13 protein-coding genes and 1 pseudogene are annotated in these 15589 nt (G+C 44.7%); 7 read left to right on the top strand and 7 right to left on the bottom strand.

Annotated features, from left to right (window positions below; all coding sequences use genetic code 11):
- Nucleotides 1-109: 109 nt before the first annotated feature.
- The 4 genes from HMPREF1536_RS24275 to HMPREF1536_RS24290 form a co-directional block, all read right to left on the bottom strand.
- Nucleotides 110-1135: a site-specific integrase gene (locus HMPREF1536_RS24275; protein WP_007754523.1), complete on the bottom strand. Its 1026-nt coding sequence runs from the start codon at nucleotides 1133-1135 to the stop codon at nucleotides 110-112.
- Nucleotides 1122-2189, bottom strand: coding sequence for a tyrosine-type recombinase/integrase (locus HMPREF1536_RS28400; protein ID WP_080704491.1), 1068 nt, complete (start codon nucleotides 2187-2189; stop codon nucleotides 1122-1124). Before HMPREF1536_RS28400 ends, HMPREF1536_RS24275 begins: the two co-directional genes overlap by 14 nt.
- Nucleotides 2140-3045, bottom strand: a complete 906-nt coding sequence (locus HMPREF1536_RS24285; protein ID WP_158236838.1) for a site-specific integrase — start codon at nucleotides 3043-3045, stop codon at nucleotides 2140-2142. Before HMPREF1536_RS24285 ends, HMPREF1536_RS28400 begins: the two co-directional genes overlap by 50 nt.
- Nucleotides 3046-3590: 545 nt before the next feature.
- On the bottom strand, nucleotides 3591-4907 hold the full coding sequence (locus HMPREF1536_RS24290) for a DUF3945 domain-containing protein (RefSeq protein ID WP_007482643.1): 1317 nt from the start codon (nucleotides 4905-4907) through the stop codon (nucleotides 3591-3593).
- A gap of 944 nt (nucleotides 4908-5851) precedes the next feature.
- On the opposite strand from HMPREF1536_RS24290, the gene HMPREF1536_RS24300 reads away from it, so the two are divergent.
- The 4 genes from HMPREF1536_RS24300 (at nucleotide 5852) to HMPREF1536_RS24325 (ending at nucleotide 9717) form a co-directional block, all read left to right on the top strand.
- Nucleotides 5852-6478 (top strand): Crp/Fnr family transcriptional regulator, encoded by a 627-nt coding sequence (locus HMPREF1536_RS24300; RefSeq protein WP_004309980.1) that lies wholly within the window; start codon nucleotides 5852-5854, stop codon nucleotides 6476-6478.
- A gap of 154 nt (nucleotides 6479-6632) precedes the next feature.
- On the top strand, nucleotides 6633-7043 hold the full coding sequence (locus tag HMPREF1536_RS24305) for a hypothetical protein (protein ID WP_004309979.1): 411 nt from the start codon (nucleotides 6633-6635) through the stop codon (nucleotides 7041-7043).
- A gap of 946 nt (nucleotides 7044-7989) precedes the next feature.
- The gene (locus HMPREF1536_RS24320; protein ID WP_004309978.1) at nucleotides 7990-8691 is read left to right on the top strand and encodes a DUF6088 family protein; all 702 of its coding nucleotides are present in this window, start codon (nucleotides 7990-7992) and stop codon (nucleotides 8689-8691) included.
- Between the two features lie 9 nt (nucleotides 8692-8700).
- On the top strand, nucleotides 8701-9717 hold the full coding sequence (locus tag HMPREF1536_RS24325) for a nucleotidyl transferase AbiEii/AbiGii toxin family protein (RefSeq protein ID WP_004309977.1): 1017 nt from the start codon (nucleotides 8701-8703) through the stop codon (nucleotides 9715-9717).
- Nucleotides 9718-9760: 43 nt separating this feature from the next.
- Here HMPREF1536_RS24325 and mobC read toward each other — a convergent pair whose 3' ends face one another.
- From mobC to mobA, 3 genes are read right to left on the bottom strand one after another with little or no spacing between them, the layout of a single operon-like run.
- On the bottom strand, nucleotides 9761-11770 hold the full coding sequence (gene mobC / locus HMPREF1536_RS24330) for a conjugal transfer protein MobC (RefSeq protein ID WP_007478174.1): 2010 nt from the start codon (nucleotides 11768-11770) through the stop codon (nucleotides 9761-9763).
- 18 nt (nucleotides 11771-11788) lie between these two features.
- Complete coding sequence (mobB, locus tag HMPREF1536_RS24335; protein ID WP_007566686.1) at nucleotides 11789-13057, bottom strand: conjugal transfer protein MobB; 1269 nt, start codon at nucleotides 13055-13057, stop codon at nucleotides 11789-11791.
- Nucleotides 13042-13464, bottom strand: coding sequence for a conjugal transfer protein MobA (gene mobA / locus HMPREF1536_RS24340; protein ID WP_004309974.1), 423 nt, complete (start codon nucleotides 13462-13464; stop codon nucleotides 13042-13044). Before mobA ends, mobB begins: the two co-directional genes overlap by 16 nt.
- A 561-nt stretch (nucleotides 13465-14025) precedes the next feature.
- Between mobA and HMPREF1536_RS24345 the strand changes: the two genes are divergently transcribed.
- The 3 genes and pseudogenes from HMPREF1536_RS24345 to HMPREF1536_RS24355 form a co-directional block, all read left to right on the top strand.
- A complete protein-coding gene (locus tag HMPREF1536_RS24345) occupies nucleotides 14026-14808 on the top strand; it encodes a ParA family protein (protein WP_028728951.1) in 783 nt (260 codons plus the stop codon).
- Between the two features lies 1 nt (nucleotide 14809).
- Nucleotides 14810-15238 carry a DUF3408 domain-containing protein gene (locus HMPREF1536_RS24350; protein ID WP_007478184.1) on the top strand — a complete coding sequence of 143 codons (429 nt, stop codon included), beginning with the start codon at nucleotides 14810-14812 and terminating at the stop codon, nucleotides 15236-15238.
- Nucleotides 15239-15240: 2 nt separating this feature from the next.
- Nucleotides 15241-15589, top strand: a pseudogene (locus HMPREF1536_RS24355) (hypothetical protein); the annotation flags it as partial.

Genomic DNA, 15589 nt, shown 5'->3' on the forward strand with positions numbered 1-15589 from the left:
CTTTTCTTATCACAAGTAAATTATTATCCAAAGCCTTTATTTTTGTCTGTCTGTATATCAGCTATTTAAACACATTACTTTATATTACAGCTTTGGATAATAATCATCTTCATTTAGATAGATTCCTTAGCCATATCTTAAGTTCCTGGTCTTTTTCCCATGAACGTTCTGTTATATCGTTTGGTATCATATTAACATAAGCTGATTCCAAAGCCTCTCTTTTTTGTTTAGAATCAGCCCGAGCATATATTTCAGTAGTTTGTATAGATACATGTCCTAAAATATCACGAATATAGACCAAATTTACACCAGCTTGTAACAAGTGCATAGCTTTACTGTGTCGTAAAGTATGCGGGCTTATTTTTTCCGGTATAAGTTCCGGATCTTGTATTCGGGCGTGATTAATATAATTATTCAAGATATAAGATATGCCAGAGTTTGTTAGCTTTCTGCCACAACTGTTAAAGAAAAGAGGTCTTTGATTAAAACCGGACAGGTCTAAACGATTCTCTTCCATATAACTGCGTAATAAATTCACTTGTTCGTCTTGTAAAGGGACAATTCTTTTTTTGCGTCCTTTACCAAATAAGGTGACATGACAAGGCTTTTCCAATTTCAAAGATGCGGGTGTCAAGTCTATTAATTCTTGTACTCTGGCTCCACTATCATAGAGCAGGGATATCAAAGCTAAATCCCGTCGTCCTTTTTTCGTGTTGATTGGTATTTGTGCCAATAAAAGCTTAATGCCATCTATGCTGAGATAATTGACACTTCTTTTTTCATGTGTTTTTACCTTGATGGATAATATCTCTTGCCATTGTTCCAGACGCTTTACATCCTCATATTGCATATATGTACAAAAAGAACGTAATGCCGCCAATCTTTGATTTCTAGTCGCGTTACTCGATTTTTTCGTGTCTTGTAACCAATCAAGGAAGTTTAAAACCGTTTTTCTGGTAATATGTTCCAATCTAAGATTATCAGCCTTTATGTTTACCTGTTCGTCCAGAAAGTTTAACAGCAAGCTAAATGATTCGCTGTATGACCGTATGGTATTAGGGCTTACGCCTCTTTCTCCGATAAGGTACTCTGTGAAAAAAGCCGTTAAATGCTTCGCAAAGTCAGTCGTTTTCATAAGTATCTACATTTAAATTAGTTATTATGTTTGTTTGAGGGTACACAAACCGTGTTATCGTATTTTGTTTCAATAGAATATCGGGAAACATATCTTGTGTCAGGCGCACGTAGGTTTCAGTCCCTTTCAACGTCTTATGCCCCAAGAAGACCGACAAAAGAGGAAGCGCACAATATATGTCCATTCCTTCTTGCACCATCTTTGCAAGGGAATGGACGGCAAAAGTATGTCTGAGACTATGTATGCAGGCTCCTCCGGAACGGTTGCTCGAACAAGGTATATTGCATTTTTCCAACACTTTCTTGAAACCGCCCAAAACAGTACAAGAAGATAACGGTCGTCCTGATGGGGATATTAACAAGAACTTGTCCGGGGCATCAACGTCTGGCAAGGGCATCTTGTTGCGATATTCCAAATACTGTTGTAGAACCTTGGACAGGGAGTCGCTTAAAGGAATAAGCCTTTCCATCTTGTTCTTTGTCTTCCGAATAATGATGCAATTCCTTCTCAAATCAACATCCCGATTCCTAATGGATATGGCTTCCCCGATTCTAATCCCTGTAGCATATAAGATTCTATATAAAGCAGGTAATGCAAAAAGATTACAATATATATTATGACTATGCATCCTTTGCTTGTCGCAAGCTTCAAAGATGTCCTGCATCTGTCCACGGGTAAACACATAAGGAGTAAAATCCGAATATTCCTTCTTTGGTAACTTGGGTATATAGCATTCTTTTCCTATGTGGCATAAGTATAGGCAAAACTGTCGGAACATGGACACCTTGTCATAGAGGGTTTTCTTTTTATCATGTATGCGGGTGCACTTCCATGTATCAATCATGCTTTTAGTTATGAACACATCCCTGATGTTGCTATTAACAAAGAACTTGTCAAACTCCAAGAGCATCCACTTTATCCGTCCAATGTCGGAAACCTGATTTTCTTTCATCGCAAGAAAATCCTTAAAATAAGGTGCGAACACGCTTTGATATATGAATTGTTCAGACATAGAACAAACCTCCTTTCTGTGTGTAGAAATCGGATGGGACATCCGGGACTTCAAGGACACATTTCATCAAACCATCAATGTCTATCCGAAGATAGCCCATTGTCGTTTGTGTAGTTTTGTGTCCCAATGTCTCAGAAATGACGGGCAGTGATATGCCATTACGCAATAGCTGGCTGGCTAAAGTATGTCTCATAGCGTGAGGACCTTTTTTTCTATCCCTTGTATCTATTCTTGAATGGCAGATAATCTTTCTGACCGACAAGGAAACCACCGCCCCATTCACAGGATTATATGGGGCTAAAGAGGATAGGAATATCTGTTTGGAAGAAGAACTCGGTCTGCCATATTTCACATAATTGATGATAGCTTCTCCTACATCCTTTAAGAGTGGCAATTCTATTTCACGTTTAGTCTTGTACTGTATCAGGCGGATAATGTTTCTATCCCAGTCTAAATTACTGAATTGTAATCCGGCAATATCGGAGGAACGTAGTCCTAACCGTGTTGCTAATAGGAGCATGGCGTAATCTCGTTTTCCTACAGGAGTGGATTGATTTACCGAAGATTCTATTTGCAAGACTTCTTCACAAGTGTATGTCGACGGTAGTTTTTCTTTTACAATATAACGGTTTCTTCCTATCACATAATCAATATTCTTATTGATAAGCTTTTGTTCGTACAGGTAACGACAAAATGCACGCATCGTTGCCAATACTCTTTGTTTACTGTTTTGGCTGGAAGATATAAAAGTTAGCACATCATCCTCACCTATATCTGAGATGCGGGATACATTCCTCAAAGACAAATGCCTGAGAAAATAGCTGAACACATGTTCGTAGCCATCTATCGTTTTAGGAGATAGTCTTTGTTCTTCCAAGAGATGAAGGTATTTTGTCATAATGCCTCCTATTTCTCCTGAGAATTTGCGTATAACGTATCTTACAACTGGTTTTTGGATAGTTCTATCCGTAAGATAATTAACGAATAGCAGTAATCGATAATTGGTTCCATGTATCAACCGCGTTTTTTCTTGTGGCATAGTCTTTAAAAACAAATCGATGGATTCTACATTACAGTCTTGTATGTAGTTTATATCCATGTAAACGATAAAAAGACGACAGGTCTTTTTATACTGTCGGATAGTCGATTCTGAATATCCGGCTTTACGCAACGCTTCTAAAAAATCCGAAACTTTGGATTCAAAATGATTTTTATTGTCCATAATACTATATTTGGAGGGAGCAACATTACTCTCTCCACAATATAGCATATTATTATCAGAACATTATTATCACGAGTTTGATTGATTATCTGTCAGTTATTTGGTGTATTAGCTTATAGCTTTGGATAATAATTTACTTGTGATAAGAGAAGTTATCATAACTCGTGATAACTTTTCTGCTATCAATGCAATCATAATTCTTTACTTTTTAATGGTGGATATTACATTTTCATTCCTCTGGACTTCTTGGGCTTGTCAGCTTTCAGGCTCTTGTCCTGCGCTTTCTCCTGCTTCTCTTTCTGCTTGGGGGTGGGCTTGTCCTGACCCTGTTTCAACGGCTCTTTGCCCTGCTTGGTGGCTTCGTTGGTCTTGCCCCCGGAATTGACCGCTACCTGCGTCCGGTTCTCGGCGGCGGGGGTAACGTCTTTCGGCTGCACCTTGTCGTGGGATTTGCCCTGTGCGCCGGGCTGTACATGACCGTTGAACTCAACGCCCTTGCCGTCCTTTAGCCCGGCTACCTGCTGTTCTGCGGGCTGCTGCCCCTGCTGCAAGAACTGGACGGCGGCACGGGGCAGGAACTCCAAGCCACGCTCCACCGCACTGACCTGCAAATAGGCACTGCGCTTCGTGCCGTCCCTGAATTGCAGGTTTTCCATTTTCACCGCTTGCCCGGCTTCAAAGGCGGCTTTCTGTTCCGGGCTGACTTGCACGTTACAGATTGTATCGGGGCATTTCCATTTGTCAGCCCGCATGTATTCCAGTTCGTGCGTGTACCTGTCCCGGCTGACAAACACGGGGATTTGCTCGCCGCTTTTCGGGTCTTTGATTTCAGCGATGCCGCCCAAGTTGCCAGTGCCTTGCAAGTTGCCCTGTTCCTGCTTGGTGAACCCGTGTTCATGGAACGGGCGTTGCAACAGCTTTTCGTCCTGCTGCACGCCGTGCAGCTTGGGTACTACCGTGCCGTCCTTTGCCTGATAGAAAGAGAGCTTGACATCGGTAGGTTTGAGGTAGAAGCCGCCCACCGTCCCCGAAACGGTGTAGGTATTTCGGGACTTGTAGCCACGCATCACCCGGTCGAAGTCCTTCGTGTTTTTCAGGGTGTCGGCGGTGATGCCGACTTTTTTCAGGTTCTCCCAGTCGATTTTTGCCGGGTCGAAGCGGTAACCCTGCTTGAACTCGTGGAAGTCGGGCTTCGGAACTCGAAGCATTTCAGCCCGCTTGTCGCCCTCCGGTGTAGGGTTGCGGTGGTTTTCCTCGATTGCCTTTGCGTCCCGCTCCGCTTCGGAAGCCTTGACGCTGAACAGTTCCAGCCCGGAAGTGTCCTGATACTTGCGGTAGAAGTTGGAAATGAAGTTGCTGAACACATCGCTGTTCTTGTCCACCTGCATGAACTCGCCACCGTGTGTCGGCGGTACGGTCTGCAAATTGCCCTCCTTGTCAATACCCTTAACGGCACTCACCTTTCCCTGCTGTTTATCCAAGACCAGCAGCACGTCTTTTTCCTGCCCCTCTGCGGGCGGGGTCATTCTGTTTGCCATAAATAATTGAAATTTTAGCGGTTACGGGAATAGTCCCGCCCAAAGGTAGCGACTAAATATGCTATATTTGGACGGGCGGCAAGGGCTGTCCGAATTTGTCCTGCGGTGTCCCGATTTGTCCGGGTGGGATGAAATTCCGCAACCATTGGTTGCAGAATTGAAAAGGGCATAAAAAAAGAGAGTGAATGATTTCACTCTCTTTCGATGAACCCTTTGTGAACCCTTTGGTCGTTTTTTGAAATAGCTAAAACTCAAGTAATTTGCATATTTTGCAAAAGAAAATCATTCGAGTATGAACCATATGTGAACCCTTTAATGGATTAGCGGGGAACACTGTTTAAGCGTCATCGCGCTTCGTTAGTAATCTGTTATTGCACTCGTTTCAAATCCCCGATAGATTGGAGTGACATTTCTATGTAGGGAATAGTTTTTAGAATATGGATGTTATCTATTGCTTCTTTACCACCCAATGCCAATGCCGATACAAGACATGGAGATTATAGAATAAAAATAATTCATCTTTCTTATTATCAGTCATTTGAATATTTTCTGTTTTTCTCTATTTTTGCCATTTTCTGTTATTCAGTACACTTTGAAATATCATTTTCTTTTGTACCTTTGCATCCGCAAAAAACAAAAGAAAATCAACTATTTAGTGTAATTACCCGGTTACGGCACCTAAATCGAGATAAAACCTCTAAACAATGGCAATGTTAGAAAATAAAACGAAAGAAAACCCCAAGCTGGAGCAAAATAAGCTCTCGGACGGTAGAATAAGCCTTTACTTAGAGTATTATTTCCTCCTCAAATTATTAAAAGTAATACTGTCAAAAAGAAATACCTTTTATTCTTACTCTTTTCGCCAGTACTTATATCTTGCAGTCAACAGAAAAAAGTTTAGTACGGTTTGGATATATAGACAAAAAACAGACTAAACTCCAAACATGGAAATTCAGATATTTTTTATACATTTCTCTTATATACAAATGATAGCCGAATTCAATTCATATATGAGTAACATAGACATAGACTTCTTCAAGGAGTTGTGTCTGAAACATGGAGAGTTACGACATTATAAAAAGAATGAGTTTATTCTCCATGAAGGTGATGCCTGTTCTTTCTTCGGGTTTATCTTATCAGGCGTAGTCAAATACAGTTGCACCAACCGGACAGAAAACAAGCCGTATAATGTCGGTTTTTCCTTTCCAAATGAATTTATAGCCGATTATCCCACTTGCTTATATGGCATGAAATCAGAATTGAATATACAGGCGATAATCCCGTGCGAGATTTACATCTGTTCTTCTACATTCTTACAGCAAAAATTCAAGGAAAATAATGAAAACCAACGGATAGCCCGTATCGCAGCCGAACAGATGTTTTTCCAATCATATTCACGTTATTTGGATTTATTCAGATTCACACCGGAAGAGCGTTACCTCCAACTTTTAAAAAAATGCCCTGCAATCCTTCAAATGGTATCACTAAAAGAAATAGCATCCTACCTTAAAATTACACCCATACACATGAGCCGAATCAGACGCAAGCAAAGTTTTGACAACAAAAAATAAACATAGGTTTAGAAATTTACATTATAACAATATTCCAAGAGTATCTTAATCTGCCAAAGAATTCTTCTTTTTATCTTTGTCTTATCTTTGGTTGGTTCAACGAAGAGACAAAATAAAGATTGAATGAGTTAAACAAGAGATTAAAAAAAAGAATATGAAAACAAAAGAAATTCTTGGAATACTTATGCTATTCCTCTGTACATTCAGCTTTATAAGCTGCGACGATGATAATGAACAGACAAATGAATTAACCCCCGAAGCACTTTATCAGACTTCATGGCGTGGAACAGGGCATTGTGAGGCTTGGACAGTACAAAATATGGGGGTCGGTATGCAATTTGTAGATACTCGGAAAGGGAAAGTAAATTGGGAAGGTTACGATGAAATTGATATTACTTATACAATAGAAGGGAAATATATCACATTTAATAGCAATGCTTTATATTTGGGTGGAGCCCCTTGGATTATCAAAAGCTATACCCAAAAACATATAACCATTATACAGAATGAAATTAGTCCAGATAAAGAGAAAGTAGCTACAATTGAATTAGAGAAAATAGATTAAACTGAATCATGGGAACATTAAGTTGCATAAATGTATGCTACAACAGAACAATGAGAACCGTGAGATTTGCAAATTGAGCAAAGAAAGTCATAAATACCTTGTAAATAAAGGAAAAAATGCAGATTCATCTAATATTCCTTTATGTGCTATTATCGGGCTGGTCTATGGGCTGAAACACAAGGAAAAGAGATTCACCTTGTTCTTTTGTATAGGATTGGTTATTGGGTTAGGATGAGCAATTTATATGCTACTGCTAATAAGGTCAATGTAAATCAAAGGAATATGAAACTGAAATATATATTGAATGCTATACTATTTGTTTTGGCATTATCTTTTTTGTCTATGTGTATATTTAAGACTACAGAGTTAAGTTTAAAATGTATGCAATTTGCTGTATCTATCTCTTGTATAGGAGCAATGTTTTCTACAAAAAGATATAGATACATATTTGCATCTATTGCTTTAATCATTATAGGAATATCTTTTTCACTTTAAATGTCCATAATAACGATAATGATTTGATTATTGAATGGTATAATAATAGTCCAGTCTACAGATAGCGACTAAAAACGGGGGCAAGGGATGCCCGAATTTGTCCTGCGGAGCTTGAAATTATCCGGGTGCGGTAAATCTCCAACTGTTGGTTGGAGATTTAAAACGGGTACAGACCGAAGTTAATCGCTTGCTTTAAACGAGCCATTTGTGAGCCATTTGTATATATTGTTTTCGGCTTATAATCAACAGTTTTACAAAAATCGCATTATACTTGTGAGCCATTTGTGAAGCGTTTATGAAGCGTATGGCAAGCCTTTGATTGAGTTTCCGTTATTCTCCTATTATCAGGTGACACGACAAAAAGAAAACATCTTCGGCAAAATCTTTGTTATGTTTTTGCAGGTGATTACATAATATACTATCTTTGCATATAGAAACAAAGGACATAAATATGGCTTCATTCAGAAAAGAGATACTTGGGCAGATTGAACGGATAGATACCGGGCGTATATTCACGTTCCGGGATTTATCGTTTGAAACGGAAAAGACCGCCAATGTTGCGGTGCTACTTTCCGAACAGAGCCGCAAAGGGGTACTGGTACGGGTTGAAAAGGGGGCGTACTACCGTCCCAAGAAATCAGTGCTGGGGCTGGGAAAGCTGCCTGTCTATCAGGATGAACAGTTCCGCTACCTGACTGAAAAACTGAACGGCTATATCACGGGGGCTTACATCTATAACAAAATGGGGCTGACCGAACAGGTAGCCACAACCATAACGATAGCCACTCCTAACCCGGTTCGCCGTTTCCGTTTCAAGAACTTGGATATAGAGTGCGTGAAAGCCTACTGCATGGTCTATCCGGATGAAAGCCTTGTCCCGTACTTGCGGCTGCTCGATGCGATAAAGGACATGAAGCGCATACCCGGAACAACCGGGCAGGACATCTACAACCGGGTCAAAAGCCAATATTTCAACGGGTACAGCCTGCCGGAACTGGAAAAAATCGTATCTTTGGCGAAAAGTTACCCGCCACGTGTCAGAAAGGTGGTGGCGGATATACTGGGCGACATCAGACAAACCGTATTGCAAACGGAAATGGCAAAGACCATTCTTCCCACGACACGGTTCAACTTGGATTATAAAACAGCATAGGACAGAAATATGAATTTACATTCGGACAAGGAAGCGTTCAAGGAAATCATCGCACTGGCGGCTGACCATTTCGGCTACGAGCAGTCGCACGTGGAAAAGGATTACTGGGTATCGAAGATACTGCGGGATATTTCCATGTCCGAATATGCGGATAAGACCTACTTCAAAGGCGGAACTTCACTTTCCAAAGCCTACGGGCTGATAGAACGTTTCTCGGAAGATTTGGACTTGTTCGTGTTCACGGGTGATAAAGGTGCGTCCAAGCAGGCAGAAAAGACATTGAACAAGAAACTTTCCAAATACATAGCCGAACTCAATAGTGACATATACAAGGAAGATTTGTCGGAAACGGGCGGTAATTACCGTAAACTGTATTTCTCGTATGACAATGTATTTCAAGGCGTGGGACTGAAAGAACATTTGGAAGTAGAGATAAAATCCTGTGACCTGCCGGACAAAAAACTGATGTTCTACCCGGCGGACAAGCGGGTTATCAAACCGATTGTGACCGCCTTTCTTGAAAGCATCGGGCAAGAGGAACTGATAAGCACCTACGGGCTGGAAAGTTTTGAAACGCAGTGTATCAACCCCCGAAAGACTATCTGCGACAAGGTTTCAAGGCTGGTAAAGCTGTCTTACAATGAGGATGCAGCCGCACTGTTGGCAAAGCATATCCGTGACGTTTACGACTTGTCGGCACTCTACCACAATCAGGAATATAACGATTACCTACATTCGGAAGATTTCTTGGATGCCATGTACCGGGTGACGATAGAGGACGGACTAAATAAAAACTCCCGTTCGCACTTGTCGCTGGCTGATGCACCGATATTCAAGGATGCCGAAGCGGTCATGGCGTTACCCGAAGTGGCTACGGCGTACACTACCGATTTGAAGAAACTGACTTTCGACAAAAGCAAGATGCCGCCGATAGGCAAGGCTGTGGAAGCATTGAAGAACCTGCACGAAATATTAGTGCGTTTTGAAGCCTACCGCACCAAAAAGCAAAATGAAGAACAACCGTAAAGCTACATCGGCTGTTCTTCACTCCATACATTATTATATATAGCTATTCTTCCTCCTTAATCAAGTGGCATAACTCCGGGTCGTTCTTAATCCGGGTTATCTCGTCCTCGACTATCTGCCTGACTTCCTGACGGATGCGGTCATAGTTGGCTTGTATCTCCTCCTGCATCCGGTCGTTGCCGTCCTTGTCGGTGAAGTCGATAATCTGCGGCAACTTCACGTAATGGGCGGTTTCCCGCTTCACCTTTTCGTTGTCCACCACGATTTCGCAGTGGAAAATCTTCTGCTCTATCCGTTCATCGAAGTTGTCCGCCACAGCACCCACGAACATACCTTGCGTGAGGTTGGATATTTTGCTGGCGGGTATCAGGCTGTCCATTTGGGTGCTTATCGAGGTGGATTTTTCCCGTTGGTTTATCGTCATGCTCTGCCGTTTCTGCAACACCTTTCCGAAACGCTCGGAAAGGATTTTCGCCGTTTCACCGACTACTTGACCGCTGAACACGTTACCCACAGTATTTTGGATAACCCGGCTTTCCTTGTCCCCGTAATCACGGGTAAGCTGGCTGTAATCCTGAAAGCCTAACAGAACCGCAACCTTGTTGCTTCGGGCGGTGGCAATCAAATTATCCAACCCCCGAAAATATATAGTTGGTAATTCATCTATTATCACCGAACTTTTAAGCTGACCTTTCTTGTTTATCAGCTTCACGATACGGGAATTATATAATCCCAGTGCTGCCGAGTAGATATTTTGGCGGTCAGGATTGTTGCCGACAACCAGTATTTTAGGCTCTTTCGGGTTGTTGATGTCAAGTGAAAAATCATCGCCCGTCATTACCCAGTAAAGGGCGGGTGAAATCATCCTTGAAAGCGGGATTTTTGCACTGGCAATCTGCCCCTGCAACTGTTCAACTGCCGAACTTTCCCAAGCGTCCACGAACGGGGAAAGGTAATTTTCCAGTTCGGGATAACTGCGCAAAATCGTGAATACATCAGCGTATTTCTTGTTCAACAGTTCTATGGCATGGGGAAACGTGCAATACCTGCCGCCTTGATAGATGCGCAAATACCAAATAATGGCTGCAAGCAGGATAATCGGGCTTTCCACGAAGAAGTCGCCCTGCTTGCTTATCCAGCTTCGATTGAGGTTAAGCATAATCGTGTAGCTGGCTTCATAAGCATCCGCAATGTCCGACATGAAGCTGGCGTTTATAGGGTTACATCGGTGGCTCTTGCGTGGGTCGTCAAAGTTGATAACGTAAAATTTCGGCTTGACCTTGTAGCCGTCCAAGTGGTTAAGCAAATGATTGTAAGCGATTTCCGAAAGGTCAGGAAACTTATAATCATACAGGTAGAGCGCAAAACCTTTCTCGATTTGCTGTTTTATGTAATTATTTACTACTGCGTATGACTTCCCGCTGCCCGGCGTTCCTAACACGATACTCGCACGAAAAACGTTTACAACGTTAATATAGCCATTGTTCCACTTCTTCTTATAGTAGAACCGGGTAGGCAGATTTACAGAATACTCGTTCTCGATAAGCCTTGTTTCCTGCTGGAAACTTTCGTTCTCGGTATTAAAGACATCATCCATGAGGTTGTTTTTCAATAACCGGGACATCCACGTACCCGCCATGAGCATACAGATATAGCCCGCCGACAGCGTGGCGATATAAAACACAGTGTCCGCCGTATGTGGCAGCGGAAGTTCCAGCAGCCACCAGTTCAGGAAAAACAACACGACACCCGCCGCAAGGCTGCAATGTATCTTCGCCCACGTTATCTTTTCCTCTTTCACGCCCTTAGTGCCGATACACGACAGGGCGAGGAACACCACCGAAAATAGTTTTGTCCATAAGATAGACGAGAACAGCCCGGTGGTGCGCTGGAAGTTCCACAGTATCTTGTCTATCACCTCAAACGTCACTCCCCATTCTTTCAGGGTGGAGTAACAGAACCAGTACACGTTTATTCCCACGAATAGAATACTGACAGCCCGCATAAAGTCCATGACCCTTGCAAGCCCTCTCAAATCATCTTCCTGTTGCATGATTGTAATGTTTTTAAGTTAGTTGATGCGCCTTGTGCGCTTCTTTTTCTTCTTTCTCTTTTGGCGGTCGGTGTCCTGCGGCTCGTCACCGCCTGATGCACCGCCGCCCAGCAAACCGCCGAAAGCACCCAGCACGGAAGCCATGCCCGAAACGATGTCGGCTTTCGGCGTGAAGCCCGGCTGTTCCTGATGCGTGGGCTGGTCTTGCTGCGGTGCTGCCACTTCGGACTGGTGTATCTTTCCGGTTTCGCCCGAAAAACGTTCGTTGAACACGTTCGCCGAATACTCCTTACCCAAGCGTGAACCGTTCAGCACCACCCGGCTGTCGTGGTCGATGAACGTAACGCCATAGATGCGCCCGTTGTCGTTCTGACGGAATACCACATCAATGCCCTGCTTCTTTAGCTGTCGTTCCAGTTCCTTGCGGCTGCGGGCGGTCTGCATGGCAGTGGCTACAATCTTCCGGGTGCGCTCTTTCAGTTTCCCGTTCTTAATTGCTTCGCCCGATTTCTCCATTCTGCGCTGCACCGCTTCATAACCTACCGACTTGCCGATGCGGGAAGCCTTTACCGGGTTGCCCACCTTTTCGCCCTTGTCGTTCATGGCGGAATAGACAATGCCCTGATAGGGCTTGCCGTTTATCTCGCCTTTGACTTCCTCGGCGCACACGTTGTAAGCGGCAAGCAAAGCCTTGTACTCCCCGAACGACTGGAAGCGGTAGCCATAGCAAGCCGCTTTCACGGTGTTGCCGATTTGGTGCTTCACGTCCCCGGCGGCATAGTCCACCTTTTTAAGTTCGGGGCGTTCGGCACGTTCCTTTCGTTCTGCCGGGTGCAGGTTGTATTTCTGCTCCAGTTCACGGGTGATTTGCTTGCTGCGCCGATGCTCGAACTTGTCATTCAGCGGCTTGCCGTTCTCGTCCACCCGCAACCCCACGATGTGGATATGGTGGCGGTCGATGTCGGTATGCTTGTACACCAGATAAGGCTGGTCGCCATAGCCCAACTTCCGCATATACTCTTTGGCGATGTCGGAAAGCTGCCGGTCGGTCAGCACGTCTTCCGGGTGCGGGTTTATGGAAATATGAAGTATCGGCTTCTTGGTGGATAGCTGGACGGGCATCTGCATTTCAAAGCTGCGCATACACTCGCCGATAGAGAAATTCCCGTCCTCGCCCAACAGCATCCGGTTGGAGAAAAGCACCTTTGCTTCCCCGCTGTCCACCTTGTTTTGGTTGTATGCCAGTGCGCCGAACATATTGCCGCCCGTGCTTATTTTGGCAACCATAGTTCCCTGCACTCGTTTGTCAGGTCGATAACCTGACGGTTCAACACAGCCAGTTCGGTGGTCGCTTTCTCCAGTTTATAGAGAAAAGCCAGTGCCTTTTTCTCCGAAAAGTTACTATTCAGAGCCTTTACCACTTGGTTGTAATTGACCGCAACCGCCCGGAACTGGGCATAAAATTCGGTCAGCCGGGCGCAATATTCTACTGCCGATTTGTCCACTTTCACCACCCGGAACGGCTCGCCGAACAGCCGGGCGGCGATGAAACGGGACTTGCTCGTGACGCCCGACTGCTCCCATTGCGAGAGGAAGCGGGCATTCTCCCGGTCGTTCAGGTAAAGGACATGGCGATGCTTCGCCGGGTCTGCGAGGGCGGGGCGACCGCCCTTGTTGGTTCTTCTTGTTTCCATGCTTCTTTGGATTAAAAAATTACGACTTCGGAGTGATTTTTACCCCCGACAGGGGCAAGGCGTTTTCAGGCACGGAAAACGGTTCTATGTGCCATAGAACACACCTTGCTATTTTCTGACGAAAATCGAAATCCGTCACGGACGGATTGGGGTTAGCGTGGAACGGTAAGCCCAGCCATTCACCAGCCCTGTTTTACACCTGCGCCCCCTGCGGTTCGTTACTCCGCTGCAAAGTAACGGTGATTTATAATGCTGTAAAATAGGTGGTTGGTGGACAAAACGGGACAGCGCAGGACAAATCGGGACAAGGTTTTCAGGGGACGTTTTTTCTCCCTTTTTTTGCATCGGATTTCAATATTGAAAGCAAGATTGAAAGAAATATTCCAATCAGGAAAGAATGATTGAAAGCAGGATTTCAATAAAACATGATTGCAGGATTTCAATATTTCAAGAAAGAATGAAAGCAGGAAAACAAGATTGAAATAAAACAGTCTTTCAATATTTCAAGATTGCAATATGGAAAGAATGATTGAAAGCAATAAACAAATCTATCAACCAATAATGAACGGAAGCAATATGGAAAACGAGAAAACACCCCTTTATGTCGCCTTTTCCACACAAAAGGGCGGGGTCGGCAAAACCACCTTTACCGTGCTGGCGGCGAGTTACCTATACTACCTCAAAGGCTACAATGTGGCGGTGGTCGATTGCGACTACCCCCAGCACTCCATTGCCGGGATGCGCAAGCGGGATGCCGAGCAGGTCGGGGCGGATGAAGATTACAAGCGCATGGCGTATGAACAGTTCACCCGGCTGGGGAAGAAAGCCTACCCGGTACTGTGCAGTTCGCCCGAAAAGGCGATTGCAACGGCTGACGGATATATAGCCGCCGGACACGTGCCGGATATAGTGTTTTTCGACCTGCCCGGCACGGTGAACAGCGAGGGCGTGATAAACTCCCTTGCGGGCATGGACTACATTTTCACCCCCATTTCAGCCGACAAGGTGGTGCTGGAAAGCAGCCTGTCGTTCGCAATGGCTATCCAAAAGCTATTAGTGAAGAATGAAGCCTGCCGACTTGCAGGGCTGTACCTCTTTTGGAACATGGTGGACGGTAGGGAGAAAACAGACCTTTACACCGCCTACGACAAGACCATTAAGGAACTGGAACTGCCGCTGATGAAAACCTTTATCCCCGATACCAAACGCTACAAAAAGGAACTGGTGGCGGATAAAAAGGCGGTGTTCCGCTCCACGCTCTTTCCCGCCAGCCGCCCGTTGGTAAGGGGAAGCAACTTGGAAGAACTGATAACCGAAATAGTGTACTACATCAAATTAAAATGATATGGCAAAGCAAAGCGGCGGGATGCCGAAGATAGACGAGGATTTTATGCGGGAACTTATCTCGCAGGGTGTACCCGCCAAGCGGGAGAGCCAGCCGGATGATGAACCGCAGCCCGGCAGCGAAACGGAAACCGCCCACGAGGGACGGCAGGCTGAAACAGTGCAAGTAGAGAAACCGACACCCCGCAAGCGCAAGGGCGGTTCGGGCGACTACCGGGAAACCTACTTTCAGAAAGTGGAACTGGCAGACCGACAGCCCTTGTACGTGAGCCGAACCACGCATGAGAAGCTGATGCGTATCGTGACGGTGATAGGCGGGCGAAAGGTGACGGTAAGCAGCTACGTGGAAAACATTCTGCTGCGCCACTTCGAGCAGTACCAAGACGAGATAAACACCCTGTACGAAAGCCACTTCCAAAAGCCTGTCTGACTATGGTAATCTATTGCATACTTACCGGGCTTTTGGTGTACTACATCGCCCTGTGGCTGTGGTATCGCTACACGGACAGCCGGACATCACCGGGCAAAACGGATGATGCGCCGCTTCCACGAAACGGGGTTTCAGGCTACACGCTGATAGGTGAAAGCCGATACAAGAGCGGACAATTTCAGACAGCGCAGGACAAATCGGGACACCTCCCGCAAGCGGCTGAAAATGATACTATTTTTGCGCCGCAGGCTGACGGACTGCCGGAAGAAACGCCCGGTTACGAGAATGACGAACCCGACTACGAGGACGAGGAAATAGCCGGGTACATGGACGGTGACGATGATACCGGGC

It is taken from the genome of Parabacteroides gordonii MS-1 = DSM 23371 (assembly GCF_000969825.1).
GTDB classification, from domain to species: Bacteria; Bacteroidota; Bacteroidia; order Bacteroidales; family Tannerellaceae; genus Parabacteroides; species Parabacteroides gordonii.

Bases quoted from the DNA above. Each gene is read 5' to 3' on its own strand.
- HMPREF1536_RS24345 (WP_028728951.1), top strand. From the start codon at position 14,026: ATGAACGGAAGCAATATGGAAAACGAGAAAACACCCCTTTATGTCGCC.
- HMPREF1536_RS24350 (WP_007478184.1), top strand. From the start codon at position 14,810: ATGGCAAAGCAAAGCGGCGGGATGCCGAAGATAGACGAGGATTTTATG.
- HMPREF1536_RS24305 (WP_004309979.1), top strand. From the start codon at position 6,633: ATGAAAACAAAAGAAATTCTTGGAATACTTATGCTATTCCTCTGTACA.
- HMPREF1536_RS24325 (WP_004309977.1), top strand. From the start codon at position 8,701: ATGAATTTACATTCGGACAAGGAAGCGTTCAAGGAAATCATCGCACTG.
- mobB (WP_007566686.1), bottom strand. From the start codon at position 13,057: ATGGTTGCCAAAATAAGCACGGGCGGCAATATGTTCGGCGCACTGGCA.
- HMPREF1536_RS24275 (WP_007754523.1), bottom strand. From the start codon at position 1,135: ATGAAAACGACTGACTTTGCGAAGCATTTAACGGCTTTTTTCACAGAG.
- HMPREF1536_RS24290 (WP_007482643.1), bottom strand. From the start codon at position 4,907: ATGGCAAACAGAATGACCCCGCCCGCAGAGGGGCAGGAAAAAGACGTG.
- HMPREF1536_RS24320 (WP_004309978.1), top strand. From the start codon at position 7,990: ATGGCTTCATTCAGAAAAGAGATACTTGGGCAGATTGAACGGATAGAT.
- HMPREF1536_RS24285 (WP_158236838.1), bottom strand. From the start codon at position 3,045: ATGACAAAATACCTTCATCTCTTGGAAGAACAAAGACTATCTCCTAAA.
- HMPREF1536_RS28400 (WP_080704491.1), bottom strand. From the start codon at position 2,189: ATGTCCCATCCGATTTCTACACACAGAAAGGAGGTTTGTTCTATGTCT.
- mobA (WP_004309974.1), bottom strand. From the start codon at position 13,464: ATGGAAACAAGAAGAACCAACAAGGGCGGTCGCCCCGCCCTCGCAGAC.
- HMPREF1536_RS24300 (WP_004309980.1), top strand. From the start codon at position 5,852: ATGGAAATTCAGATATTTTTTATACATTTCTCTTATATACAAATGATA.
- mobC (WP_007478174.1), bottom strand. From the start codon at position 11,770: ATGCAACAGGAAGATGATTTGAGAGGGCTTGCAAGGGTCATGGACTTT.